Source organism: Marinobacter sp. V032 (assembly GCF_052645435.1).
Window position 1 is genome coordinate 282,941 of the sequence record NZ_JBQXYE010000003.1, and the last position, 25,130, is coordinate 308,070.

The window sequence follows — 25,130 nt, forward strand, 5'->3', positions numbered from 1 at the left end:
CGGTCAGGGTTTTTCTTCTCTTAAAAAATTCAACGACTTAATAACCGATCATTGCATTGATGTGTCGCTACGCTGCAGTTGGCGTGCTTGATGCATTCCACTTTTACTACTGCTGAATCGTCATTGTTGAGAAGGAGTTTCATCATGCCACAAGCCGTTGAGCCCGAAAGTTCAAAGATACTCACGTCCCTCAGAGGCAAACATGTCCTCATTACCGGCACTACCGGGTTTCTGGGGAAGGTCGTTCTGGAAAAACTGATTCGCACGGTGCCGGATATTGGCGGCATTCATCTCATGATTCGTGGTAACCGTCGTCATCCCAAGGCGCATGACCGGTTTATCAATGAGATTGCCTGCTCGTCAGTATTCGAGCGTCTCAAGCTTGATGACGCGGATGCATTTGATGCTTTTATTGAAAATAAAGTGCATTGCGTTACGGGCGAAGTCACTGCCCCGCAGTTTGGTTTGACCCAGGCGCGGTTTGAGCAGCTGTCCGGCCAGATTGATGCCATCATTAACTCTGCTGCCAGTGTGAATTTCCGCGAGGAGCTGGATAAGGCGCTGGAGATTAACGCCTTGTGCCTGCGAAACATCGTCGCGCTGTCTGAAGCGGGGGGGAATCTTCCGGTGGTGCAGGTGTCGACCTGCTACGTCAACGGGATGAATGCAGGGCAGGCTCATGAAGATGTCGCGCGCCCCGCCAAGGGCGGCGTGACCCGTCACGAAGATGGCTATTATGACGTTGATGAACTGATACCCGTACTGCAGGACAAAATTGCCGATGTTAAATCGCGGTACTCCGGCGCGAAGCTGGAGAAAAAGCTGGTTGAACTCGGTATTTGTGAAGCAAACCGGTACGGCTGGAGTGATACCTATACCTTTACCAAATGGATGGGGGAGCAGCTTCTCAACAAAGGCCTTAAAGGCGCGCCGCTGACGATTCTGCGACCTTCCATTATCGAAAGTGCACTTGAAGAGCCGGCGCCGGGCTGGATCGAAGGGGTGAAGGTGGCAGATGCCATTATTCTTGCTTATGCTCGCGAAAAAGTAGCGGTCTTCCCCGGCAAACGCAGTGGTGTTATCGACGTGATTCCCGCGGATCTGGTCGCAAACAGCATTATCATGTCGCTGGCCGAGCTTTTTGTTGAGCCCATCCGCCACAGAATTTACCAGTGCTGCAGCGGCTCGGGTAATCCGATTACGTTGGGCGAGTTTATTGATCATTTGATGACTGAGGCGAAAGAAAATCACGCTGCCTATGACCGGTTGTTCTATCGTCGGCCACGCAAGCCCTTTATCGCAGTGGGTCGCCGGCTGTTCGATACAGTGATGGGAGGCGTAAGGCTACCCCTGAGCGTGCTGGATCGGGCAATGAAAATTGCCGGTAGCGATCGCGAACTCAAAGTGCTGCGCAACATCGATACCACAATGTCGCTGGCTACGATTTTCGGTTTTTACACAGCGCCGGATTACATCTTCCACAATGACAAGTTGCTCGATCTGGCAGAGCGCATGGGGCCGGAGGACAAGCTTCTGTTTCCGGTCGATGCACGACAGATTGACTGGCCGATCTATCTCAGAAAAATCCACATGGCGGGTCTGAACAAGTATGCGCTGAGTGAGCGAAAGCTCTACCGGCTCAAAACCCGCAAAGAGCGTCAGGCTGCCTGATGTTCCAGGGACTGCCCGGTTTTCAACGGCCGGGCAGTGCTTTTTTGGTTTTCTGCCCCTCTATTCTCCATTTCCTTCAAGTCATTCCCTCTGGTTGAGCTTCCTTCTGGATCCGCTAAGCTTTTTAAAGCACGTTTTATGTGTTGAGGTAGTGCAGAACAGGGCGTGTTCATCCGTTTTGTGCTGACCCGGGACAATAATAGGACATTAGTCTAATTCAACAGGGCGGTTGTGCCGTGGTGAACTGTCAGCATATTGATGATGCCGGCTGTCCAGAATAAGAGAGGCAGTTAGGGTCGCCCCGAATTCGAACCTCTGAACGCCAGAAATCAGTTCTGACATACGACCTCGCACAGGTTTAGCAGTGGGTTCACTGATTCCAATAACGAAAATAAATCCACGAAATCGAGGGGAGCACTATGACACAACCACATGTGTATCCGGTGACGGAATCCTTTAAAAAACGGACACTTGTAGATAAGGCCAAATACGAGGCCATGTACAAGCAATCAGTCGACGATCCAGAAGCCTTCTGGGGTGAGCATGGCAAACGCCTCGACTGGATCAAGCCGTACACCAAGGTGAAAAACACCACGTACGACTACGATAACCTCTCGATCAAGTGGTTCGAGGACGGCGAACTGAACGTTGCCGCCAACTGCCTTGACCGTCATCTCGAAACCCGGGGTGACCAGACGGCCATCATTTTTGAAGGCGATGAGCCGGGCAATTCCCGCCATGTTTCCTACCGCGAATTGCACGCCGAAACCTCCAAGTTTGCCAATGTGCTCAAGACACTGGGTGTGAGCAAAGGCGACGTCGTGACTATTTACATGCCAATGATTGTCGAGACAGCGGTCGCGATGCTGGCGTGTGCCCGGATCGGTGCTATCCATTCGGTCGTATTCGGTGGCTTTTCGCCCGAAGCGTTGGGTGCCCGGATCGAAAACGGCAAATCACGATTTGTTGTAACCGCGGATGAGGGGGTTCGTGGAGGGCGCACGATTCCATTGAAAAAGAACGTGGATCAGGCGTTGACCAGGGAAAAGGGCGCTGACGTTGAGCGTGTTATCGTGGTTACCCGCACAGGGGGCGATGTGCCCTGGGACGAAAGCCGGGACGCGCGCTACGAAGATCTGATGGCATCTGCATCGGCTGAATGCCCGCCGGAACCTATGAATGCGGAAGATCCGCTGTTCATGCTGTATACCTCGGGTTCGACAGGTGCGCCCAAGGGCGTTCTGCATACCTCCGGTGGTTATCTGACTTACGTGGCCATGACGCACGAGTATGTGTTCGACTATCAGGATGGCGATGTTTACTGGTGTACGGCCGACTTTGGCTGGATCACCGGTCACAGCTATATCCTTTATGGGCCGCTGGCAAACGGAGCCGTTACTGTGTTGTTTGAAGGGGTGCCGAATTATCCGGATTCCTCGCGGATGGGGCAGGTTGTCGATAAGCACAAAGTGAACGTGCTTTACACCGCGCCTACCGCGATTCGGGCACTTATGGCCGAGGGCGAATCCTGCATGGCGAGCACCCAGCGCAGCAGTCTGCACTTGCTGGGGTCGGTGGGTGAGCCTATCAACCCTGAAGCCTGGGAGTGGTACTACCGGGTTGTTGGTAATTCAAAATGCCCGGTCGTGGATACCTGGTGGCAAACTGAAACCGGCGGCATTCTGATTTCGCCGCTACCGGGTGCAACGGATCTCAAGCCCGGCTCGGCAACCCTGCCGTTCTTCGGTGTCCAACCTGCTGTGGTGGACAACGACGGCAATATTCTCGAAGGCGCAACCGAGGGTAATCTGGTGATTCTGGATAGCTGGCCAGGCCAGATGCGCACTATCTTTGGCGACCACGAAAGATTCCGCCAGACCTACTTCAGCACTTATCCCGGACGCTATTTTACCGGCGATGGTGTGCGTCGGGATGAAGACGGTTACTACTGGATAACCGGACGTGTGGACGATGTGCTGAACGTGTCCGGACACCGGTTGGGTACGGCTGAAGTGGAAAGCGCGCTGGTTGCCCATGACAAGGTTGCCGAGGCTGCTGTGGTGGGCTATCCCCACGACATCAAGGGGCAGGGCATTTATGTCTACGTCACCCTGATGCAGGGCGAATCGCCATCGGATGAGCTCAAGAAAGAGCTGGTCCAGTGGGTGCGAAAGGAAATTGGCCCGATTGCTTCGCCGGATGTGATCCAGTGGGCGCCGGGACTGCCGAAAACCCGCTCAGGTAAAATCATGCGCCGCATTTTGCGCAAGATTGCCGCCAACGAACACGACCAGTTGGGCGATACCTCCACTCTTGCCGACCCGGGCGTAGTGGACGATTTGATCTCCCAGCGCGAGTTCAAGTAGATCGCCAGGTAAAAGCACGGCAGTCTGCGTGATGCAGGGCTGCTGTTAAAGAGCTAACTGGCGACAGGATTAAACCGAGCCAGCGGCTGCGTAAAACGCGGTTCGCTGGCTTTTCTATTGTGCATGCTATCCTTGTAACAGGATTCTGCAGATCATCGGTGGTATGTCAGTGACTGGCCGCTGTCGATGATTACACTTTATGGAGGACACTGCGCCAGATGGTTCAGCAAATTATCATTGCCGATGATCACCCGCTCTTCAGGGCTGCCTTGCGCCAGGCAGTTTCAGAAGCGGTTCCCGATGCCCAGATGATCGAAGTCGACAGCATTAAAACCCTGCAGGCCTCTATCGTGGAGCATCCTGATGCCGATCTGGTTTTGCTGGATCTCAACATGCCGGGCGCGCATGGGTTTTCAGGGCTGGTGTTTATGCGCGGGCAATATCCGGGGTTACCGGTAGTGGTGGTGTCCGGTTCTGAAGAACTGCAGGTGATGCGTCGTTCTATCGACTATGGTGCTTCCGGTTTCATTCCAAAATCAGCACCGTTGCCCACTATCACCGCGGCGATACAGGATGTGCTTGATGGCGAGGTATGGCTGCCGCCCGGTGTCGCTGACAAGATTGATCGCATGCATGCCGATGTTACGGATTTCTCGGACAAGCTGGCATCCCTTACGCCACAACAGTTCCGGGTGCTGGGTATGCTGGCGGAAGGTTTGCTCAACAAGCAGATTGCCTACGACCTTGATGTCTCCGAAGCCACGGTGAAAGCCCATATAACTGCGGTATTCCGTAAGCTGGGAGTGCGTAATCGCACCCAGGCCGTGATCGCGATACAGCAGATGGAAATCGACCCCTCTGATACCTCCCTTTCAGGCTCTTGATTCTGGCCCGGTAACGGGCAGGTTCCAGTGAAGCCACTCTTTTATGCGCCGTCCCTTGTGGGCGGCGTTTTGCGTTAGAGCCTGGCGCCAGCTAAACGCTCATCTTGCTTGGATATTCGAATAAAGGCACGCCTGTACACCAATAGGTGAAGTCTCTTATGACCTTCCGAAACCTGCGCCAATACGGGATATAAAGGCATTGCGTGAACATTTCTTATTAATTTAAAGAAAATGTCATTGATCTGCTTTAGTTCATTCTGTAGATTCAGCGTACAAATGTAAGCTTAAATTCAGGAGTGTTTGATGAACGCGGCTGTACAACCCGAATCAATACGCCAACCGATGTTTGGCGAACAGGATGAGCGTGCGCTGCGCGATCAGATGCGCAAGGATTTGCCGGCGGATACGTTTCAAACCCAGCGCTGGCGAGTAATCTGGTTCCTGCCGTTGCAACTGGTAATCTGGGGCGGCATCGCGACCATTTTGCTTGCGGGCCTGCCCTGGTATGCCAATCTCGCATTGGGTCTGTTGGTGGGCCATACCGTTGGATCTCAGGCACTGCTCGCTCACGAGGTGTTGCACGGTGCGATGGGTATGAGTCGTCGCTGGCAGAATTTCTTCGGTTGGTTGGGTTTCGGTCCGATGGTTGCGCCGCCGGAGTTCTGGCGCAAATGGCATAACTCGGTGCATCACGCCCATACCAATATGGGGGATGCCGATCCGGACAGCTTTGGCACCATGCGTCGCTATCGTGTCGATCCCAAACAAAAGCGGTTCACCAAGCTCGCTCCGGGGTCACGCACCTGGTACAGCTACCTGTTCCTGACGTATTCCTTCACCTTCCATGCGCAATTGGTGCTTTGGAAGCAGGCGAAGCGTCGCAAGCAATTCCGTGGTTTCAATCGCCGCAAGGCTATTGTCCAGTCGTTGCTTTGTATTGCGGGATGGCTAACGCTTGCCGTTGTGTCCGGCCCTCTGGCGGTGTTTACCGTGGTGATACCGTTTATGGTGGCGAATGCGCTGGGGCAGGGGTACATCCTGACCAATCACTTCCTGCGGCCCCAGACCGCAACCAACAATCCGCTGGATAATTCCATGAGTGTGCGTACGTTACCGGTTCTGGATCGTTTGCACTTTCGGTTCAGTCATCATGTGGAGCATCATTTCTTCCCGAAGCTGGCGTCAAACAAGGCGCCGCGGTTGCGGGAATGGTTGGAGACTCACTACCCCGAGCGCTATGTTTGCCCGACTCACTGGGAGGCGATCCGGTTGCTTTATTCCACTCCGCGGGTATACGCCTCGGCCACGGAGCTGGGTGATCCTAACCATCCTGACCGGACCTTCGATTTGCTGCCGTTGCAGGGGAAAATGAACGTGACAGGGCGAAAGGCTGGGCTACGCCCGATCTAGCCCAGAAAGCCCCGGGCCAGAGCGCCTGCGCCTGCCAAGGCCGCAATCACCAGGATTAGGGGGCGCATGGCCTCAAATGGCAGACGCCGAACCAGCAGCGCCGAGAGCAGAAAGCCGATCAGCACGCCGGGAAAGGTGACGGCAAACAATGTAAGTTCCAGCATGCCGATCTGGCCGGCAAATATGAGCGCCACGATACTCGCGCAGCTGGAAAACAGGAAGAATGCTGACATATTGGCCCGCACCAGCGGGCCTTTTTCGTTCTGGTAAATCAGGGCGATTGGCGGGCCGCCGACGGCGACAAGAGTGCCCATGTAGCCGCTTGCGGCGCCGGCTATCACGCTGTTGCGGGGTGTCAGTTTTGGCCGGATTCCGGCAACACTCAATATGACGCCGAAAATGATAAGGGCGCCAAAAACGATGTCAAAGGCCCCGCTGGTGATCACCAGAAACGTGGCGCCGGCAAGCGTAGTGCCGACAACATTGCCGCCGATAGCGAATTTGACTTCCCGGAAGCTGATGCCCGCGCGGTTGCGGGCGAGCATCATTACGGTCAGCACGATGGCATTCAGCACGAGAGTGCCCGGTATAAACAGCGGGCTGATCAGGAACAGCAGGGGCGCTGACAGCGTGCCGATGCCATACCCTGCCACGCCCTGCAGGCTGGCGCCCAGTAGCAGAAAAAAATTGGCGAGTAATATGTCGGTAAGGGTGAGGGTGTCCACGCCTATTTTGCCGGTACCAGAATCAGCTTGCCGGAACCCACCTTCACATCGACTGGCGCCATGCCAAACAGACGCTGGCCGAGGTCATTCTCGTCCAGTCGGTAGACAGGGACGGTTTCAAGCCACTGGGCAACCAGTCGCATCACGTTGTCGGTGACGGGTTTGAGATCACCGCTGAAATATGGAGAGTCGATACGGCTATCGAGCAGTTTCAGCCGCCGAATGAAGACGGCCTTTTGCTCGCGGTCGTAGATCGGCACACCCTCTACCTTGAGGGCAAGATCAACCGGCAGCTTGGCCATGAACGCGTTGACAGCGACTTGTCCCTGAATGTCTAGCACGGCGACTTCGCGACCGTCCGGGCCTAGTGTGATATCGGCCTCCGAGAGTGACACGCTGATCGGGGATCCGGCTTTGAGTTGCGAGCGATCAAAGTCAGCAACGGCATTCTGGAGATAGCCCTCAAGGGTGCTTTCGCTAACAGAATAGGGAGACAGCGCGGCACAACCTGAAAGTGCCAGTAGTGCAGCACCAAGCAGCACTGCTTTGAGCCGGATAACCGTTGATCGGTATGACATTCAATGAACTCCTGAAAAACTATCGGGCGATATTCGCGCCACCTGCAGGTCTGGTGACTGGGTGCGAGCGTAAAATGAATAGCCACTGACAACACGTCAGTGCAGGCGGGGTGTCGAAAATCCATACAGACATGCATGATAAGCTCATGTTATTCCGCATGCTGCGCCACCGTAACTTATCCTGCCCGATGCGCAGAGGTCGCGCAAGGCGGATGAAATTCAGTGTTTTGAGGGTGTTGTATGCTCAATGCGGTTCCCGGAATTGCCCGGCGTTTTGAAGCGGTAGCGTTTGATCTGGATGGAACCCTGGTGGACTCCGCTCTGGATTTTGCTGCCATTCGGCGTGAAATCGGCTGCCCTTCCGGTCTCGGGTTGCTCGAGTTCATTGCGTCGTTGCAGGACGCGGAGGCCGAAGCGGAGGCACATGCGATCGTTCACCGGTTTGAGATGGTCGGTGCTGCGTCTGCCCGCTGGATGCCGGGGGCAAGGGAGTTGCTGCAGATCCTGAGAGAGCGTTCGGTGCCAGTTGCGATTTTGACGCGCAACAGCCGTCATGCGGTAGAGGAAACAGACAGGGTGCTGGGGTTGGGGATCGATTTGGTGGTGACCCGGGAAGACGGACCACCGAAACCGGATCCCGCCGGTCTCCTGAGTATCGCGAGCAAGCTGGATGTGGCGCCGGACAAAATGACCTACGTGGGGGATTTTATTGATGATCTGACGGCTGCCAAGGGAGCGGGCATGCTGGCGGGTCTTTACCGGAATGCCAAAAACGAGCGCTACGCGGATCAGGCAGATTATGTGATTCATCACTTTGACGAGCTGCGTCTGCTTTGGGACTAGAATGGGCTCAAGGGTGAGCTTTTACTCAGGACAGGTGTTTAGCGGTTACTCATTCTCTGCATGAGCGCTGACGCTAAGTTCGCCCGAATCTTCGAAAACGACGTGAATGAGAATGGGCTGGCAGCAGACCTGGCAGTCTTCCACGTAGCTCTGTTCCCGTACTGACGGGTCAACACTGATACCCAGCATCTCCCAGCAATAGGGGCACTGGATGTTGGCAGGCTCGAGCATTATGGCTTCTCCGCCCGGGTCGGTGGCGGGGTGCGCGGCCGAACTTGCCCGCACCCCTTTTACTATCACGCGTGATTCCGTATTCCTGAATTTTCGGATTATCCTTTTCAGAACGGCTGTTTGGCCATCCACGGAATAATCCGGTCGAAGGCTTCTTCAATCGTTTCCACCGAAGCCGAGAAACTGAACCGCAACGCATTTGCCGTGTGCTCGCCGAAGGCGTCGCCGGGCACAACGCAGACACCGGTTTCCTTGAGCATTCGCAGCGCCAGATCCGAGCCGTCCACATGCTTGGGCAGATCCGGGAAAATATAGAATGCGCCGCCAGGATGATAGCCGGACAGATGAGGCGTTTGTGCCACCAGATCAACGATCCTGTCCCTGCGTTCCCGGTAGATCGAGACCATATCCCGAATGCACTGCTGGTCACCTGTGAGTGCTGCAACACCTGCATACTGTGACGGGGTATTGGCCACAGAGGTGGTGAACATGTGGTATCGCCTCAGCGACTTGATTGTCGCCTGACTGGAAATAACCCAGCCAACGCGAAGCCCCGCCATGCTGAAGGTTTTGGAAAAGCTGCTGATGCACATGATGTTATCGAGATCGACGCTGCAGCGCAGCACGCTGGCATATTCCTGATCATCCAGAATAAGGTGGTCGTAGACCTCGTCGCTGAAGACCTGAATGCCGCGATAGGCGCATTCCTCAACAATCGTTTCGATGGTACTGCGGGGATAGACTGCACCGGTCGGGTTGTTGGGGGAGTTCAGAACCACAGCAAAGGTGCGAGGCCCCATAGCGGCGATCACTTCGTCCGGGTCGAGCTGATGATCATTTTCACGACGGGTAGACACAAATTTCACTTCGCCGCCGTTCATTCGTATCAGCGGCGCGTAAAGCAGGAACGACGGGTCGGTTACAATAAACTGCCGGCCCGGAGCGGATGTCGCGGACAGGGCAAGGTACATGGCTTCGGTCGCCCCTGAGGTGATCAGGATATTGTCCCGCGTCAGCTTGCGGTCATAGCGCTTGCCGTAATAGTCCCTGAGAGCCACCAGAAGTTCGGGCAGCCCTGCGTCCATCGTGTAACCGGTCTGACCGGCATTGAGCGCGTCAATATAGGCGTCAATGACGTGTTTGGGAGTAGGCAGATCCGGCTGGCCAATGGACAGGTGAATCACATCTTTCATGGTCGCTGCCATGTTCACCATACGACGAATACCGGGTACCGGGATCGCCTGCATCGCCGGGTGCCAGCGTGCTTTTGTCTTGCGGTACTTCACCTTGCGGGGAGCGGTGTCGCTAGCTTGGTTGAGCTTTGCGCCATCGGCCATAAGCATCTCCTGACTGAATACGTTGACACGGGTTGTGTATTCGCACGTCACCTTTGCGAAGGGCTCGCGGGGGAACGCAGAGCGGGCACACTTTTTCAGCACACCTTGGGAGATTAGTTTTTATACGGGGCTTGAGCAAGCCTTGTGAAAATGGATCGTTTTTAGTTGAAAATGTGATGTTTTTGGGGCGGGTTGACCGATGCCCTCTGAGATTACACACTCAGGTGGTTTCCAGCCGTTATTGCCCGTGGCAGAACGGAACGACAGACGACCGACTGGTGAGGCTGATAATGACCCGTGATTCAGGAAAGCCGATAGTAACTGTGTTAACTGCCCCCGGTGATGCCGAGCCGCCCGGACTCGACGCATTGCGTGCTCAGGCAGAGGTGCGTTTTGCTTCCGATGAAGCGACCTTGAATGAGGCGCTGCCAGGAACCCGGGTGATGATGGTGACGGATTTTCGCACGGAGGCCCTTGCAGCTGCATGGCCCAAAGCGGACCGGCTGGAATGGATCCATGCCACCAGCGCCGGTGTTGATGCGCTGATGTTTCCGGCACTGACCGATGGGCCGGTAAAGGTCACCAATGCCCAGGGTGTTTTTGACCGTACGATTGCTGAATATGTCGTGTGTACGATCCTGATGTTCAGCAAGGATTTCCCCAATTCCATTCGTCTGCAGCAGAACCATCAGTGGAAGCATCGGGACACCGAGCGTGCCCAGGGCAAGCGGGTTCTGATTGTAGGTGCAGGTTCAATTGGCAGGCAGATAGCCCGCCTGACGGCTGCCATAGGCCTGAAGCCGCACGGTATTGCCCGAGCCGCCCGGGAGCACGACCCTGATTTTGAGGCAGTACATGGCAACGATAGCCTGACAGAGCAACTTGGGCTGGCGGACTTTGTTGTGGTTGCTGCGCCGCTGACGGCCCAGACAGAAGGTATGTTTGACCGTGCGGCATTCCAAAACATGAAGCCGGAGGCCCGGTTCATCAACATCGGACGTGGCCCTATTGTTAAAACCGATGACCTGGTCGCCGCTTTGAAGGCCGGTGATATTGCCGGTGCCGGGCTCGATGTTTTCGAGGAAGAACCACTGCGTCCTGATCACCCTTTGTGGGATATGGAGAACGTACTGATCACCGCCCATATGTCTGGCGACTTTATTGGCTGGCGGCAGGCGCTTACCGATCAGTTTCTGGATAATTTTGATCGCTGGCAACGCGGAGAGAGTCTGTTTAACAGTGTCGATAAAAAGCTGGGCTACGCTGCCAAATAGCAGGGGATGGCTGGCGAAACCAAAGTTAAAACAAAAAAACCGGCGATCATGCCGGTTTTTTTTATGGGGATATCCCGCCGTGGTTTAAATCCGACTGAGGACCGCGTCCGTAATGTCTCGCGTTTTACGTCGCACGCTGCCGTTGTCAGCAAGATCAGCCGCTACAGCCTCAAACAGAGCATCGCCCGCTGCCTGCATGCTGTCGTCGTCCTGCGCCAGCCATTGCAGCATTCTGGCAGTGGTAAATAACATGGCAGTTGGATCAGCCAGCCCCTGACCGGCAATATCCGGTGCGCTGCCGTGGGTAGGCTCAAACATGGACGGTACGCTACGATCATCCGGGTTCAGGTTGCACGAAGGCGCCACGCCCATGCCGCCTGATAGCACCGCCGCCAGGTCCGTCAGGATGTCGCCCTGCAGGTTGCTCGCTACGACGACGTCAAACAGCCAGGGGCACTGGACAAACTTCATGCAAGCGGCATCTACAAGCTCATGGTGGGTGGCGACATCCGGGTACTCCGCGGCGATGGCGTCAAATGCCTCGGTGTACATGTCGCCCCAATAGCGCAAGGCATTGCGCTTGGTAATAATGCAGACCTGGCTGGCGCAAGTGCGTCCATCAAGGGTTTTGAACTCCCGGCTTTTGCCTTCTGCCTGACGCAGCGCTGCCCGCTGGCGCGCCTGCTCAAATCCGTAGCGAATGATGCGGTCAGTCGCCTTGCGGGTGAACACTTCCATCTGGGTGGCGACTTCATCAGGCTGGCCCGGTCGCAGGCGACCGCCCTGTGCCACATATTCACCTTCGCTGTTTTCCCGTATCACCAGCATGTCGATATCGCGGGCGCGATCATCAGCCAGGAATTGTCGTGCGCCGGGTAGCAGGCGGGCAGGTCTTTCGCAGACCCATTGATCGAAGCCTTTGCGCATTTGCAGCAGCGGGGCGAGTGAGATGCTGTCTGGCAGCAGGTAGCGATCAGGATCGCTGACCGGTCCCGGGTCACCGAGCGCGCCCAACAAAATCGCGTTGTAAGGGCGCAGCCGGTTCAGCGCATCCTCGGGCATCACTTCGCCGTGCTGCTGGTGCCAGCGGTGTGATGGCCATTCGAAGCTGTCCCACTCCAGATCAAGATTGAATTTTGTTTTCAGAGCGGTCAGGCACGCAACGGCCTGGTCAATCACTTCGGGTCCGATGCCATCGCCTGGAGTAATCGCGATGCGCTTGGTCGTCGTCATGAGCAACTCCTGAGTCTGAATTGTGTGGGTAGCATTCCTCCACAGGGTAGCACCGGATCAGTCATAACTCAGTTCATCCTCAAATTATTCACGATACTCACTGTGTTAGGCTTATTTGATATAGATTCAATGAATATTCCGAAGCTGGAGATCCCATGAATCGCCCTGCAGTTCTATTTGACGAGTCCCACTGCGAGCAATGCGCATGCGGAGAAGGACTCGACTTTCGCCTGACATTCGCGTTTCAGCCGATTGTTGATATGGCGACCCGCAGTGTATTTGCCTACGAAGCGCTGGTTCGTGGACCTGAGGGTCAGGGAGCGTGGGAGATACTGCAGAAAGTTGACAAGAAAAACCGCTATGCGTTCGACCAGGTTTGCAGGGTAAGAGCAGTGGCATTGGCTGCAAGGCTCAATATGCAAACTTACCTGAGCATTAACTTCATGCCCAACGCTGTCTACAAGGCAGAATACTGCATTCGCACTACACTCGCTGCGGCGAAGAAATATAAGTTTGATACCCGAAAAATCATCTTTGAGATGATAGAGGACGAGGCGCTGACGTCGGCGGAACACCTGATTTCCATTATGGACGCCTATAACGGGATGGGGTTTCAGACGGCGCTGGATGATTTCGGTGCTGGTTACTCCCGTTTTAGCCTTTTGATTGCCAGCCCACCCCATTTCCTCAAGCTGGATATGTCATTGATCCGGGATATTGATCAGCAACCCAATAAACAGGCCGTGATCAGGGGGATTCTTGAAACCATGCGCCATTTAAATGTGCGGGTCATTGCCGAGGGTGTTGAAACTCAGGGTGAGTATGATTGGCTGAAGGAGCAGGGGATCTCGCTGTATCAGGGGTACCTTTTTGCGAAACCCGGTTTTGAGTGTTTGCCCGAGCCCTATTATCCTGACTGATCATTTTAACCACTGAGAAGTAAGTTATTTATGGCGTATCGCGCAGTCGTTGTATTGGCCGGAATCATTCTTGTGGCCGCCCTCTATGGTGTGATCTGGCTATGCTGCCGCCAGTTTTTGCAGCGTCATGGTGTTACAGAGGCGCTATCCGATCGCGCTTCTGCTCTGGCGACCTGGACATTTGCCGGGGTAGCGGTGGGATTGGTGTTCGTTGTCATGGGGGCGTTTGTGTTGGGCCCCTGGGCTTTCTATCGCACGGCTCGCGCTCATCAGGTGGCGGTATCAGATGCGGCGGCTATTGGCTGGGGCTTTCTGATTGTGCTGGTCAGTTTGCTGATCGCCGGTGGCGGTCTGGCCGCGCTGCTGTCCTTGTTCGGTGTGTTCTGACCAGGCGCTCAATGAGCCGCGACCTGGTGCAGCAATTCGCGGAACCATTTTAGCGCAGGCTCTTTTTCATAGGGGGTGTGCCAGTACAGGTGAACATTCAGTGGTGGCATGTTCGTTGGTAACGGCAGTACCCGTAGGCTGGTCTGTTGGATAATCATCCGGGCGTAGGTTTCTGGCATGGTGACCAGTAAGTCCGTTGCCTCGGCAACCCGACAGGCGGCGTAGTAGTGCTGGCACCGGAGGGCAATGCGCCGGTGCACGCCAAGGCGGGACAATTCGAAATCCTCGATGCCGGGCCCTTCTGTTCGTGATGACACCAGCACATGCCGGGCCGCAAGGTAGGTCTCCAGGCTCAACCCGTTTTCGATACCATCAAACTTCGGGCCGGCGACCACAACCAACGTGTCCCGCCGAAGCAATTCATGCGATGTCTGGCTGCTGACGGGCAGCAGAACATCAACCGCAAAATCGAGTTTTCCGGCCGCCAGATGCGTTTCCATATCCCGCCTTGGAATGCGCTGGCTGACAACCTCAATCTCGGGGTACTGATCCAGACTCTGCATCAGGTGGGGGAGAAAGGTGGACTCGAGAATGTCCCGCAATCCCAACGCGAACACCTTGTGCTGACTGACCGGATCAAATGAATGAAACTGGTTGACCGCGCTCTGGATCTGGGTAAGCCCGGGTCTCATGGTGTCGGCAAAGCGGCGGGCTAGCGGTGTGGCGACCATCTCATTCCCTTGCCTTATAAACAGCGGGTCGTCGAAATGGGCCCGCAGGCGCGCCAGTGAATGGCTGACCGCCGGCTGCGTCAGATGAAGAGCCCTTGCCGCGCGGGTCAGACTGCCCTCACGATAGATGGTTTCGAAGACGTGTAGCAGGTTCAGATCGAGCCGGTTCATTGCCATGGAGTGGTCTGCCTGTGAGGACGTTTTCAGAGAATGCGTGTGCACAGCTTAATAAGTGAGGCTTATAGTAAACGATTAGAATAATTCAGTCGCGTAATACTGAGGCCTGAACGTAGACTGCATGAACAGGGCTTGTCTGCCCCCCGTCTTTATACCAACGGCTTCGGAGATCCAGCTATGGACTTTACTATTTCAGCGAAAGGTCAGGACTATCTTGCCCGCGTTAAAGCCTTTATGCGTGACGAGATCTTTCCGATCGAGCAAGCCTATTTCAGCGAGCTTTCGTCACTGGACAACCGCTGGGTCGTGCTCCCGGTTATTCGCGAACTCAAGGAAAAGGCCAAAGCCCAGGGCCTCTGGAATATGTTTCTGCCAGATGATGAGCATGGCTGCGGTCTACTCAATTCCGACTATGCCCTGATTGCTGAAGAGACGGGCCGCAGCTTTATTGCGCCGGAAATTTTCAACTGCAATGCGCCCGACACCGGCAATATGGAAGTGCTGATCAAGTACGGTTCTGACGAGCAGAAAGACGCCTGGCTGGGTCGTTTGCTGGCCGGTGAGGTGCGTTCTGCGTTTTGTATGACGGAGCCCGGTGTTGCGTCATCTGATGCCACCAACATGGAAGCGACGGCAATTGTCGAGGGTGATGAAGTCGTCCTCAACGGCGTCAAATGGTGGAGCACCGGTATTGGTCATCCCGACTGCAAAGTGCTTGTCTTTATGGGACTCAGTCACCCCGATGCGCCCAAACACCAGCAGCATTCGATGGTCCTGGTGCCGAAAGATACGCCGGGTGTTAAGGTCGAACGCATGCTGCCTGTATTTGGCGAGTATGATGAGCCTTATGGTCACGGCGAGGTCAGTTTTACCGATGTACGCCTGCCCAAGACGGCGATCATTGCCGGCGCAGGTCGCGGTTTTGAAATTGCTCAGGGGCGCTTGGGGCCTGGCCGGGTTCACCATTGCATGCGGGCGATCGGTGCTGCAGAACGTACGCTTGAGCTGATGATGAAGCGCGCCCTGTCCCGTGAGGCATTTGGGCGCCCATTGGCTAAACTCGGTGGCAATCCGGATATTATTGCCAATGCCCGTATGTCGATCGAGCAGGCCCGGCTACTGACATTGAAGTGCGCGTGGCTTCTGGATACCCAGGGCGTCAAAGGCGCGATGAGTGAGGTCTCGATGATCAAGGCCGTCATTCCCCAGATGTTGCAGACCATTGTCGATCAGACGATCCAGATCCACGGTGGCGCTGGGGTTAGCGACGATGATTTTGCGCTCACGGGGCTGTTCGCGTACGCCAGGGTATTGCGCCTGGCTGACGGCCCTGATGAAGTGCATCGTGCGACAGTGGCGAAGCTTGAAGCTAAAAAGTACATGAACAAGTAATGCATTTAACGCATCTGAAACAGTGGAATAAAACATGAGCAATCGAGTCTTTATTACCGGTGGTGCCAGTGGTTTGGGGCGAGCAATCGCGTTGCGTTATGCCCGGGAAGGTGCCCGTGTCTGCATCGGCGATATCAATCCCGATCAGGGTGCGGTTGTCGAAAAGGAAATTGCTGCTGCCGGAGGCGAAAGCTATTACGTGGATTGCGACGTGCGCCGTCTTAGCGATCTGGAGAAGGTTCGGGATGACCTCAAGAGCAAGTGGGGTGGTGTCGATGTTGTCGTCAACAATGCCGGCGTTGCGACGAGCGGCAGCATTGAAGGTTCGACGATTGCCGACTGGGAGTGGATTCTCGACATCAACGTCATGGGCGTGGTCCGTGGGTGCAAAGTCTTTACCCCTATGTTCAAGCAGCAGGGTTTCGGCTCCTTTGTGAACGTTGCTTCCATGGCAGGTCTGATGCTGGCGCCGCTGATGAGTAGCTACAACGTATCGAAAGCCGGTGTTATCGCATTGTCAGAAACCCTGAGCCAGGAACTGCGCGGATCCGGTATCACCACAAGCTGCGTGTGTCCGGCATTTTTCCCGACCAATCTGACGGCAACCATGCGTTCTGAAAACCCGAATATGGGAATGAACGTCAACAAGCTGATGAAGCGATCCGGCGTGACCGCGGATGATGTAGCAGACGATATCTACCGCGCCCAGACCAACGGCGATTTCTGGGTGTTGCCGCATGTCAAAGAACGCCGGATGTGGATGCTCAAGCGCCATGCGCCCTGGGCGTTTGACTGGTTGATGCAGCAGGAAAGCAAGCGCTGGATGAAGAAGTTCGGCGGAGCCGCCTGATAGCCGGACCCGGATTTTTATTGCAGGAACAGACAGGAGCAATTGATGACACAGATTGACCAGGCGATCAGTATCCGCGAAGGCGAAGAGCTGGATGCAGCTGTCGTCGATCAGTTCATGAAGCAGGCAATCCCCGGTCTTACCGGGCAGCCGGTTATCCTCCAGTATCCGGGAGGCGCGTCCAACCTGACCTATCAGGTTGATTACGATGACCGTTCATTTGTGCTGCGCCGCCCTCCATTTGGCCAGATCGCCAAATCAGCTCACGACATGATGCGGGAAGCGCGGGTCATGAAGGCGCTGAAGCCCGTATATCCCTACGTGCCAGATATTATCGCGATCTGCGACGATCATGCCGTACTCGGTTGCGATTTTTATGTGATGGAACGGCTGAAAGGCATCATCCTGCGTCAGGATTTCCCTGAAGATCTCGACCTGAACGAAGCCGACACCCGCAAGCTCTGCCTGAACGTGATCGACAAGCTGGTGGATCTTCATAAGGTCGATACGGCAGCGGCCGGGCTTGATCAGCTTGGCAAAGGTGCCGGTTACGTCGAACGCCAGATTGGTGGCTGGAGCAACCGCTTCCGCAAAGCCAAAACCGACGATGTGGGCGACTTCGAGACGGTGATGACCTGGCTGGATGACAAGATGCCGGCGGATGTGGCTCAGTGCCTGATCCACAATGATTTCCGTTTCGATAATGTGGTGCTCAACCCTGACAACCCGTTTGAAGTGATCGGTGTGCTGGACTGGGAAATGGCCACCATCGGCGACCCGCTGATGGACCTGGGCAACAGCCTGGCGTACTGGATTGAAGCGGGCGACGATGATGTCTTCCGTACCATGCGACGTCAGCCGACGCACCGCCCCGGCATGCTCACTCGCAAGGAAGTTGTGGACTACTACATGGAAAAATCCGGCTACCGGGCGGAGCAGTTTGATTACTACGAAATCTACGGACTGTTCCGCCTGGCGGTGATTATGCAGCAGATTTACTATCGTTTTTACCACGGTCAGACGAAGGACAAACGGTTCGCGATGTTTGGCCAGGCGATCAATTACCTCGAGCAACGCTGCCTGAAACTGATCAAGGCAAGCGCACTGTAATGGCGACCCTTTATCTGATTCGTCACGGCCAGGCCAGTTTCGGCAAGGCTGATTATGACCAGCTCTCAGATCGTGGCTGGGAACAGGGCCGGGTATTGGGCCGCTGGCTGGCAGGGAAGGTCAAGCCCTCGGCCGTGTTTGCGGGCGACCTCAAGCGGCATCAGCAGACATTTGACGCCATCGCCGAGGGCTTTGGGGCCGAATTGCCAGAGTTGAGTCAGTTGCCGGGACTGAATGAATTTGACCACACCCGCGTGATTGAAGCACTCAAGCCGGCCTGGGCTGATCGTGAGGCTATGGCGCAAGAGCTGGCCGGCCATGACCATCCCGCCAAAGCCTTTCAGTTGATGTTTGCCGAGGCGGTGCGACGCTGGGTCAGCGACGAGAACGCGGCGGATTATCCGGAAAGCTGGTCCGCATTCCGCGAGCGCGTGCTGACTGCATTACGTCAGGCAACTGCCGCGGCCAACGGCGGCGATATTCTCGTTGTCAGCTCGGGCGGGCCGATCGCAGTGGTCATGCAAGCGGTGCTGGGCCTGACTGATGATCGCGCGTTGGCGCTGAATGAAGTCATCGCCAACACCAGCGTAACCCGTTTGCTGTTTTCCGGTGAACGCATGAGCCTGTCAGTGTTCAACAGTTACGAGCATCTTGAGAATGAGTCACCGGCATTGGTGACCTTTCGATAATCAATACCTCAGCACGCCGCTGTGCGTGTGCAGCAACCAAATAATTCAGGCATCGGGGTTTTAGGCGTTGCCTGTCGACAAGGGAGAACGAAATGAACCATAAGGATCTGTTTGATCTGACTGGTAAGGTGGCGCTGGTGACGGGCGCGAGCCGGGGTATTGGCGAAAGTGTGGCCCGTACGCTGGCGGCCTATGGTGCGCATGTGATTGTCAGCAGTCGCAAGATTGAAGGTTGCGAGGCGGTTGCCAGCAGCATTCGCGAACACGGTGGCAAGGCAGAGGCCTTTGCTTGCCATATCGGCGAGATGGATCAGATCGACAATGCCTGGGAATACATCGAATCGACCCATGGCAAGCTGGATATTCTGGTGAACAATGCCGCCACCAATCCTCATTTCGGGCCGATTGAGACGACCGATGTGTCGGCGTTCCAGAAAACGGTGGACGTGAACATTCGCGGTTATTTCTTTATGTGCTCTAAAGCGGCGCAGCTGATGAAGAAATCCGGTGGTGGCTCCATCATCAACGTGGCATCAGTAAACGGTGTCTCCCCGGGCCACTTCCAGGGCATTTACTCGATCACCAAGGCGTCGGTTATTTCGATGACCAAGGCATTTGCGAAGGAGTTGGGGCAGCAGAATATCCGGGTGAACGCATTGCTGCCGGGCCTGACGGATACCAAATTCGCCAGTGCACTGACAACAAACGATGCGATCAAGAAGCAGGCGCTGATGCATATCCCGATGAACCGGATGGCCGAGCCCGACGAAATGGCCGGCACAGTACTGTATCTGGCCTCTGGTGCGTCCAGTTACACTACCGGTACCTGCATTAATGTTGATGGTGGTTATCTGACAATGTAATGGAAGATGTGATGCCGGGCGCCAAGCCTGGCACCACATTCGTCTGTGAAACGGGGGTTCTAGCGAATCCCCGTTTTTTCATTTAGCGTGGCTTTCGAGAATGCTGTGCCCACCGGGGGCTGGTGGTAGAGCGAGTAGAGCACCCGATCAAGCAGGGCCTGACCATTCCACGCAGGATCATGGTTGACCATGGCGACAACGGCCCAGGTTGTGTCATTGATGTCACGGGAGAACCCGGCAATTGAACGGACACCCTCCAGATAACCGGTTTTGATACGTCCCAGCCCAGCCATACCGGTATTGCGCAGCCGTCTGTACATTGTGCCATCCATTGCGATCAGTGGCAGTGACGCAAGAAGGTCGGAGGCGTAGGGGCTTTTCCATGCAACCTGCAGTATCTGGGCGCCCTGGCGCGCGGTGATGCGGCTGTCTCGTGACAGTCCTGAACCGTTCTCGATCACCAGCCCCTCTGTATCAACGCCTTTCGTTGCCAGCCATTCGCTGATAGCCCTTACTCCCGCTTGCCGGTCATCCGCATCTTCGGCTGTGCGCTTTTCAGCGCCAATGGCCAGCAGCAACTGACGCGCCATCACGTTGTTGCTCCATTTGTTGATATCGCGGATGGTAGAAACCAGATCCGGTGATTCGGTGGTCATTATCAGACGTGTGTCGTCCGGTGTTTCACCGACCCGGCTGGCGCCAGTGATCAGCCCACCCATTTCGGCCCAGGTCGAGCGGATTGTGGCCAGTGTGTATTTGTCGGGCGAAAGCAGGGACAGATAGGCTGTCGTGCGGCAGCCGCGAGGCAACTTACCGGTAACGCTGATGGTTATGGTGCCATCGTCATGAAAGTTCGGTGTCCAGTCAAAGCCGCGACGCGAGGGGCAGCGGCCTTCAGGAAGGGCAGTAACCCGGTTGTCGATCACAATCGGGTTGAGCGCCGGCGTGGCCCAGGCTGTGGTGCCACGCTCATCAGCCCGTACCTGAAAATGAACCAGGTTGAAGTTGGTCAGATAGGGAGAGGGCTCAACCAGAAACGGCGCGTAGGGGTTGTTGCCGTTATCCACGAACCGCGGAAGGCCATCGGGCAGATTGAAGGCGTGTCCGTCCAGCACCAGATCGCCCTCGATCGTATCGATACCCATGCCGCGCAGTTCCTGCATCACCGACCACAGGCGCTCCAACGTCAGACGGGGATCGCCGGACATGGTGACATACAGATTGCCCTTAAGGGTTTTACCGATCATCTGACCATCGGTCGAAAAGCGGGTTTGCCACTGGTACGTCGGCCCGAGAATTTCCAGCGCAGCGTAGGTGGTGACCAGTTTCATGATCGAGCCGGGGCTCATCTGGGAATCGGCATTGATGTATTGGGGCAGGCCGGGGCCGTTGAGCGGCACCGCGACCACGCTGACCGCATCCTCGGTTTCCATCGCCTTGACGGTGGCCGCCACGATATTTTCTGACCAGGCTGAAGATAGCTCCCCTTTGGCAGTGGAGCCGTCAGCAAATACCGGCTGTATCCCGGTGCTGCCCAGCAACAGGAACGTCAGGCAAACACGGCGCACGGGCGCGCTGTTCCGAAGTAAACGGGCAACGGGCAGCATACTCAAACATCCTCTGAAACCAGGGCGAAAATAAACGATCGGCAATATTCCCTAAAATAGCTCACATTGGTCGTCTTCGCCTATGACTGATTTTTATACATAACGTTAAATAGTGGTACTAAGGTCATCTTTTGTCAGGGTTTTGCGTAACATTGTAAGCAGTCTTATGTCGCCTGACGCGGCAGGGCTGTACGCCGTTGTAAACACACAAGATGCCAATGCATTGATAACGTGCACTTATCGGCACTTCAGCCACTGCATCAGGCTCTAAAGTCGGGCTTCATAGCGGTTGAAATGACTCGAACCCAAATTTTCTTAATAACCGTATCCAGGGATCCGTATGACCAATGCACTGATGTTTAATCTGGGCGTTTTGGGCTCTGTTGCAACCTCAAGCCTGGTGGCCTGGCGCGGCTGCCTGGTCGTCAAGCCGGCGTTGCAGCCGGAGAAACCGCTGATTCTGTACGATATGGAGGCCTGCCCCTATTGCCGGCGAGTGCGCGAAGCCCTGACGGCATTGCATCTGGATGTGGAAATCCGGCCCTGTCCGAAAGGGGGCAAACGCTACCGTGATGAGGCGCAGGCAGCCGGCGGCAAACAACTGTTTCCGATGCTGGTGGATGAAAACACAGGCGATGTGCTCTACGAATCAACAGATATCGTGGAATACCTGTTCAATACCTACGGTGAGCGATCAGTACCCGGTTACTATCGGTCCAAGCCTTATCAGCCGGTGCTGGGCAGTCTGGCCTCTGCTGTTCGCGGCCTGAAAGGAATGCGTGCCCACCCGTCAAAAGCGCCGGCGCAGCCACTGCAACTCTGGAGCTTTGAGGGCAGCCCCTATGCCCGGCTGGTACGTGAGCGATTGTGTGAACTGGAAATTCCGTATCGCCTGCATAATCTGGGCAAGGAACACTGGACTGAAATCGGTCCAGCCCGACAGCGGATCAAGCCCGGTCCGTACGTGCCTGAGCCGGGCGGCAAGCGGGATGCGTTCTATCAGCAACACCAACGGGTTCAGGTGCCTTACCTTGAAGATCCCAATACCGGCGAATCACTGTTCGAATCCGCCCGTATTCTGCGGTATCTGGACGAGACGTATGCGCTCTGAAGCATGGGCTTCGGGCAGCGTTGATTGAAGAACCATCATGACGTGTAGTGGATGCTTCCGCTGCGCAGCATAAAAAAAGCCGCCCACTGGACTCAGTGCGCGGCTTTTTTGTATCGGATCGAATGCGATCGCTGACCGCCTGAAAGGTTCAGTCCCAGACTGGGGCGAAATCCGGATCAGCGATTCGGTCATTGCGATCGAGATGGTCGATCTGGTCCATTTCGTCCACCGAAAGTTCGATTTCGAGCGCCTCCAGATTAGCCTTCTGATGATCCGGGCGGGTGGATGATGGAATCGGCACAATGCCCTGATTGGCTACCCAGGCGATGGCAACCTGCGCCGGGCTGACGTTGTGGGTGCGGGCAATGCGGTTCAGCACTTCATCGTCCATTACCCGTCCAACGGCGAGCGGCATATAGCCCGTTACCTTGATGCCCTGTTCCTGAATATGACCGACCACCTTGCGGTTGTTGAGGAACGGGTGCACTTCAACCTGATTGGTCAGGATAGGTGTATCACCCAGGATGACTTTCGCATCGTCGAGCTGGGCGTTGGTGAAGTTGGAGACCCCCACATGACGGGCCAGACCTTCGCGGTGAGCGGCTTGTAGCGCGCCCAGATATTCTTCCATCGGCACAGCATCGTCAGGTGACGGCCAGTGAATAAGCGCCAGGTCGACGTGATCGGTTTTAAGGCGTTGAAGACTGTCTTTCAGGCTGTTGATCAAATCGCTGGATTTGAGATTGTCGTGCCAGATTTTGGTGGTCAAAAAGATATCGCGACGGGGAATGCCGCTTGAGGTGATCCCGTCACCCACCTCGGATTCGTTGCCGTACATCTGGGCGGTATCAATGTGGCGATAACCCAGTGAAAGGGCGCTTCTGACCGCATCCCGCGCGGTATCACCCTTGAGTCTGAATGTGCCCATCCCGATGTCGGGTAGTGTGTCCAATGACATAACATCATCCTCGTCTGCAGTAGGGAATGTCTGAATCGGCATCAGGCCTGCTCAGCCATTCAAATGTCAGCATCAGGAAAAATGGCCTGATAACCGAAGAATCTGATGAGACTACGTTGGGGCAGGTCGGAGGGATCTTCAAGTCAAAGGGTGAATTAAATCTCTGGCATTTGTCACCAGTGGATTGGCTAATTTCGCTCTGTCCGGATCGACAGGACAGGGCTAAGCTGATGAGTCGAACTCACAGAATTCAAACGCACAGCAGAAGGAAATCGTCATGTTACAGGCAAAATATGAAACCCGCGGGCCAGTGCCTCAGGATGTCATCAGCGCCGTGGAAGTGGCGACACCGGAGCCCGGCCCCGGCCAGGCGCTGGTCAAGGTGCTCGCATCGCCAATCAACCCTTCCGATGTGCTGACCTTGACTGGGGAGTACGGCATGTTGCCTTCGCTGCCGGCCATTGGCGGCAACGAAGGAGTTGGTAAAGTCGTCGCGCTCGGGCCTGATACCAAGGGGCCGGAAGTGGGGCAGACAGTGCTGTTGCCTGTGGGATTAGGCACTTGGGTCAGTCACGCGCTGGTTAATGCACGCAAGCTGATACCGCTGCCGAATGAAGCCGACCCGCGACAGCTGGCGATGATGACGATCAATCCGCCGACAGCGCTGCTGATGCTGTCGGAATTTGTCGATCTGAAGGCCGGGGACTGGGTAGTCCAGAACGCGGCGAACTCCGGCGTGGGAGGCTATCTGGTTCAGTTGGCCAAAAAACAGGGTATCAACACCATCAACGTGGTGCGTCGCGAGTCAGCAATCGACGGGGTCAAGGCTCAGGGCGCCGATGTGGTGCTGGTAGACGGGCCGGATCTGGCCCGCCAGGTGCGGGAGATCGTGGGTGACGGTCAGGTGAAACTGGCTATCGACGCGGTTGGTGGCGCCGCGACTGATCACATCGCAGATTGTCTTTCCGAGGGCGGAACCGTGGTGAACTACGGCATGATGAGCGGCGAACCCTGCCATGTGTCGCCTCGCAATATCGTTTTCCGCAATGTCACCGTGAAAGGTTTCTGGTTGGCAAAATGGTTCGAGAATGCCAGTCAGGAACAGCAAATGAAGGTGTTTGGCCAACTGACCAAGCTGATTGCCACCGGAGAGCTTCAGGCGCGGATTGCGGGAGAGTATGATGTGGCTCAAATAAGCGAGGCGGTCGCCGCTGCGGCATTCGGTGAGCGGGATGGAAAAATCCTGATCGTACCGGCCTGAAGTGCAAATGGTGCCGGTACTGATGCCTCGTGATATTCCGCTTTTAATTGAGGATCGCCATGATTACCGGTCAGTGTTTGTGTGGAGGCGTCCGGTTTGAATACGCCGGACGCCTGGGCCCCGTTGAGTTGTGCCATTGCAGCCAGTGCCGGCAGGCACAGGGGAGCGCCTTTGCGGCCAGTTCGCCGGTGCAGAAGGTGCATTTCCAGCTGACGGCGGGTGACGAGCTGGTTAACGAATACGAATCCCGGCCCGGCAAGTATCGGGCGTTTTGCCGCAATTGTGGCAGCCCGTTATACAGTCGGCTGGATGCGATTCCCGGGATTATCCGTCTGCCGATGGGCGCACTGGATGAGCCGGTCAATGTATCGCCCGTTGCTCATGTATTTGTCGGATCCAAGTCCGACTGGTTCACCATCACCGATGATGTGCCGCAATACGAAAAGCGCGTCAGGACCGGCGACCCCAATTAGTTCTGAAAACCTTCAAAACCGTGCACGCTTGTTGCTTTGACTTTGACCA

General features: G+C 55.7%; 24 protein-coding genes. 16 read left to right on the forward strand and 8 right to left on the reverse strand.

What is annotated here, in order from left to right; genetic code table 11:
- Nucleotides 1-144: 144 nt before the first annotated feature.
- The 4 genes from ACUN9X_RS15080 to ACUN9X_RS15095 all read left to right on the forward strand — a co-directional run bounded on the left by ACUN9X_RS15080 (nt 145) and on the right by ACUN9X_RS15095 (nt 6,331).
- Nucleotides 145-1,671, forward strand: a complete 1,527-nt coding sequence (locus ACUN9X_RS15080) for a fatty acyl-CoA reductase (protein WP_445473627.1) — start codon at nt 145-147, stop codon at nt 1,669-1,671.
- Between the two features lie 419 nt (nt 1,672-2,090).
- Nucleotides 2,091-4,037, forward strand: a complete 1,947-nt coding sequence (gene acs / locus ACUN9X_RS15085) for an acetate--CoA ligase (protein WP_260034459.1) — start codon at nt 2,091-2,093, stop codon at nt 4,035-4,037.
- 218 nt (nt 4,038-4,255) lie between these two features.
- Entirely contained in the window at nt 4,256-4,921 is a 666-nt protein-coding gene (locus ACUN9X_RS15090) for a LuxR C-terminal-related transcriptional regulator (protein WP_260034460.1), read from the forward strand.
- A 303-nt stretch (nt 4,922-5,224) separates the two neighbouring features.
- Entirely contained in the window at nt 5,225-6,331 is a 1,107-nt protein-coding gene (locus tag ACUN9X_RS15095) for a fatty acid desaturase family protein (RefSeq protein ID WP_445473628.1), read from the forward strand.
- Here the strand turns inward: ACUN9X_RS15095 and ACUN9X_RS15100 are convergent.
- Nucleotides 6,328-7,056, reverse strand: coding sequence for a sulfite exporter TauE/SafE family protein (locus ACUN9X_RS15100; protein ID WP_260034464.1), 729 nt, complete (start codon nt 7,054-7,056; stop codon nt 6,328-6,330). The genes ACUN9X_RS15095 and ACUN9X_RS15100 overlap by 4 nt on opposite strands.
- A 2-nt stretch (nt 7,057-7,058) precedes the next feature.
- Nucleotides 7,059-7,634: a DUF1439 domain-containing protein gene (locus ACUN9X_RS15105; protein WP_260034466.1), complete on the reverse strand. Its 576-nt coding sequence runs from the start codon at nt 7,632-7,634 to the stop codon at nt 7,059-7,061.
- Nucleotides 7,635-7,874: 240 nt separating this feature from the next.
- On the opposite strand from ACUN9X_RS15105, the gene ACUN9X_RS15110 reads away from it, so the two are divergent.
- Nucleotides 7,875-8,477 (forward strand): HAD family hydrolase, encoded by a 603-nt coding sequence (locus ACUN9X_RS15110; protein WP_445473629.1) that lies wholly within the window; start codon nt 7,875-7,877, stop codon nt 8,475-8,477.
- A 45-nt stretch (nt 8,478-8,522) separates the two neighbouring features.
- Here ACUN9X_RS15110 and ACUN9X_RS15115 read toward each other — a convergent pair whose 3' ends face one another.
- Together ACUN9X_RS15115 and ACUN9X_RS15120 are read right to left on the reverse strand one after the other, a co-directional pair.
- Complete coding sequence (locus ACUN9X_RS15115) at nt 8,523-8,708, reverse strand: CPXCG motif-containing cysteine-rich protein (protein ID WP_260034470.1); 186 nt, start codon at nt 8,706-8,708, stop codon at nt 8,523-8,525.
- 107 nt (nt 8,709-8,815) lie between these two features.
- On the reverse strand, nt 8,816-10,045 hold the full coding sequence (locus ACUN9X_RS15120) for a pyridoxal phosphate-dependent aminotransferase (RefSeq protein WP_260034471.1): 1,230 nt from the start codon (nt 10,043-10,045) through the stop codon (nt 8,816-8,818).
- Nucleotides 10,046-10,335: 290 nt separating this feature from the next.
- On the opposite strand from ACUN9X_RS15120, the gene ACUN9X_RS15125 reads away from it, so the two are divergent.
- Nucleotides 10,336-11,319, forward strand: coding sequence for a D-2-hydroxyacid dehydrogenase (locus tag ACUN9X_RS15125; protein WP_445473630.1), 984 nt, complete (start codon nt 10,336-10,338; stop codon nt 11,317-11,319).
- Between the two features lie 84 nt (nt 11,320-11,403).
- Here the strand turns inward: ACUN9X_RS15125 and ACUN9X_RS15130 are convergent, their stop codons facing one another.
- Complete coding sequence (locus ACUN9X_RS15130) at nt 11,404-12,552, reverse strand: isocitrate/isopropylmalate dehydrogenase family protein (protein WP_260034474.1); 1,149 nt, start codon at nt 12,550-12,552, stop codon at nt 11,404-11,406.
- A gap of 155 nt (nt 12,553-12,707) precedes the next feature.
- Between ACUN9X_RS15130 and ACUN9X_RS15135 the strand changes: the two genes are divergently transcribed.
- Together ACUN9X_RS15135 and ACUN9X_RS15140 are read left to right on the forward strand one after the other, a co-directional pair.
- Nucleotides 12,708-13,472, forward strand: coding sequence for an EAL domain-containing protein (locus ACUN9X_RS15135; protein ID WP_445473631.1), 765 nt, complete (start codon nt 12,708-12,710; stop codon nt 13,470-13,472).
- 30 nt (nt 13,473-13,502) lie between these two features.
- On the forward strand, nt 13,503-13,859 hold the full coding sequence (locus tag ACUN9X_RS15140; RefSeq protein WP_445473632.1) for a hypothetical protein: 357 nt from the start codon (nt 13,503-13,505) through the stop codon (nt 13,857-13,859).
- A gap of 8 nt (nt 13,860-13,867) precedes the next feature.
- On the opposite strand, the gene ACUN9X_RS15145 is transcribed toward ACUN9X_RS15140, so the two are convergent.
- On the reverse strand, nt 13,868-14,767 hold the full coding sequence (locus ACUN9X_RS15145; protein WP_260034480.1) for a LysR family transcriptional regulator: 900 nt from the start codon (nt 14,765-14,767) through the stop codon (nt 13,868-13,870).
- A 177-nt stretch (nt 14,768-14,944) separates the two neighbouring features.
- On the opposite strand from ACUN9X_RS15145, the gene ACUN9X_RS15150 reads away from it, so the two are divergent.
- From ACUN9X_RS15150 to ACUN9X_RS15170, 5 genes are all read left to right on the forward strand, one after another.
- The gene (locus tag ACUN9X_RS15150) at nt 14,945-16,159 is read left to right on the forward strand and encodes an acyl-CoA dehydrogenase family protein (RefSeq protein ID WP_445473633.1); all 1,215 of its coding nucleotides are present in this window, start codon (nt 14,945-14,947) and stop codon (nt 16,157-16,159) included.
- A 34-nt stretch (nt 16,160-16,193) separates the two neighbouring features.
- Nucleotides 16,194-17,009 (forward strand): SDR family oxidoreductase, encoded by an 816-nt coding sequence (locus ACUN9X_RS15155; protein ID WP_445473634.1) that lies wholly within the window; start codon nt 16,194-16,196, stop codon nt 17,007-17,009.
- A gap of 45 nt (nt 17,010-17,054) precedes the next feature.
- Entirely contained in the window at nt 17,055-18,119 is a 1,065-nt protein-coding gene (locus ACUN9X_RS15160; RefSeq protein ID WP_260034486.1) for a phosphotransferase family protein, read from the forward strand.
- Nucleotides 18,119-18,808: a histidine phosphatase family protein gene (locus tag ACUN9X_RS15165; protein ID WP_445473635.1), complete on the forward strand. Its 690-nt coding sequence runs from the start codon at nt 18,119-18,121 to the stop codon at nt 18,806-18,808. The genes ACUN9X_RS15160 and ACUN9X_RS15165 overlap by 1 nt, the downstream gene beginning before the upstream one ends.
- A 92-nt stretch (nt 18,809-18,900) precedes the next feature.
- Nucleotides 18,901-19,671, forward strand: coding sequence for an SDR family oxidoreductase (locus tag ACUN9X_RS15170; protein ID WP_445473636.1), 771 nt, complete (start codon nt 18,901-18,903; stop codon nt 19,669-19,671).
- 59 nt (nt 19,672-19,730) lie between these two features.
- Here ACUN9X_RS15170 and dacB read toward each other — a convergent pair whose 3' ends face one another.
- The gene (dacB, locus tag ACUN9X_RS15175) at nt 19,731-21,278 is read right to left on the reverse strand and encodes a D-alanyl-D-alanine carboxypeptidase/D-alanyl-D-alanine endopeptidase (protein ID WP_445473637.1); all 1,548 of its coding nucleotides are present in this window, start codon (nt 21,276-21,278) and stop codon (nt 19,731-19,733) included.
- Nucleotides 21,279-21,618: 340 nt separating this feature from the next.
- Between dacB and ACUN9X_RS15180 the strand changes: the two genes are divergently transcribed.
- Nucleotides 21,619-22,389: a glutathione S-transferase N-terminal domain-containing protein gene (locus ACUN9X_RS15180; RefSeq protein ID WP_445473638.1), complete on the forward strand. Its 771-nt coding sequence runs from the start codon at nt 21,619-21,621 to the stop codon at nt 22,387-22,389.
- Nucleotides 22,390-22,537: 148 nt separating this feature from the next.
- On the opposite strand, the gene dkgB is transcribed toward ACUN9X_RS15180, so the two are convergent.
- On the reverse strand, nt 22,538-23,347 hold the full coding sequence (gene dkgB / locus ACUN9X_RS15185) for a 2,5-didehydrogluconate reductase DkgB (protein ID WP_260034495.1): 810 nt from the start codon (nt 23,345-23,347) through the stop codon (nt 22,538-22,540).
- Between the two features lie 277 nt (nt 23,348-23,624).
- Here dkgB and ACUN9X_RS15190 point away from each other — a divergent pair, with 277 nt between their 5' ends.
- On the forward strand, nt 23,625-24,608 hold the full coding sequence (locus tag ACUN9X_RS15190) for a zinc-dependent alcohol dehydrogenase family protein (protein ID WP_445473639.1): 984 nt from the start codon (nt 23,625-23,627) through the stop codon (nt 24,606-24,608).
- Between the two features lie 59 nt (nt 24,609-24,667).
- Nucleotides 24,668-25,081 carry a GFA family protein gene (locus ACUN9X_RS15195; RefSeq protein WP_260034498.1) on the forward strand — a complete coding sequence of 138 codons (414 nt, stop codon included), beginning with the start codon at nt 24,668-24,670 and terminating at the stop codon, nt 25,079-25,081.
- Nucleotides 25,082-25,130: the final 49 nt, after the last annotated feature.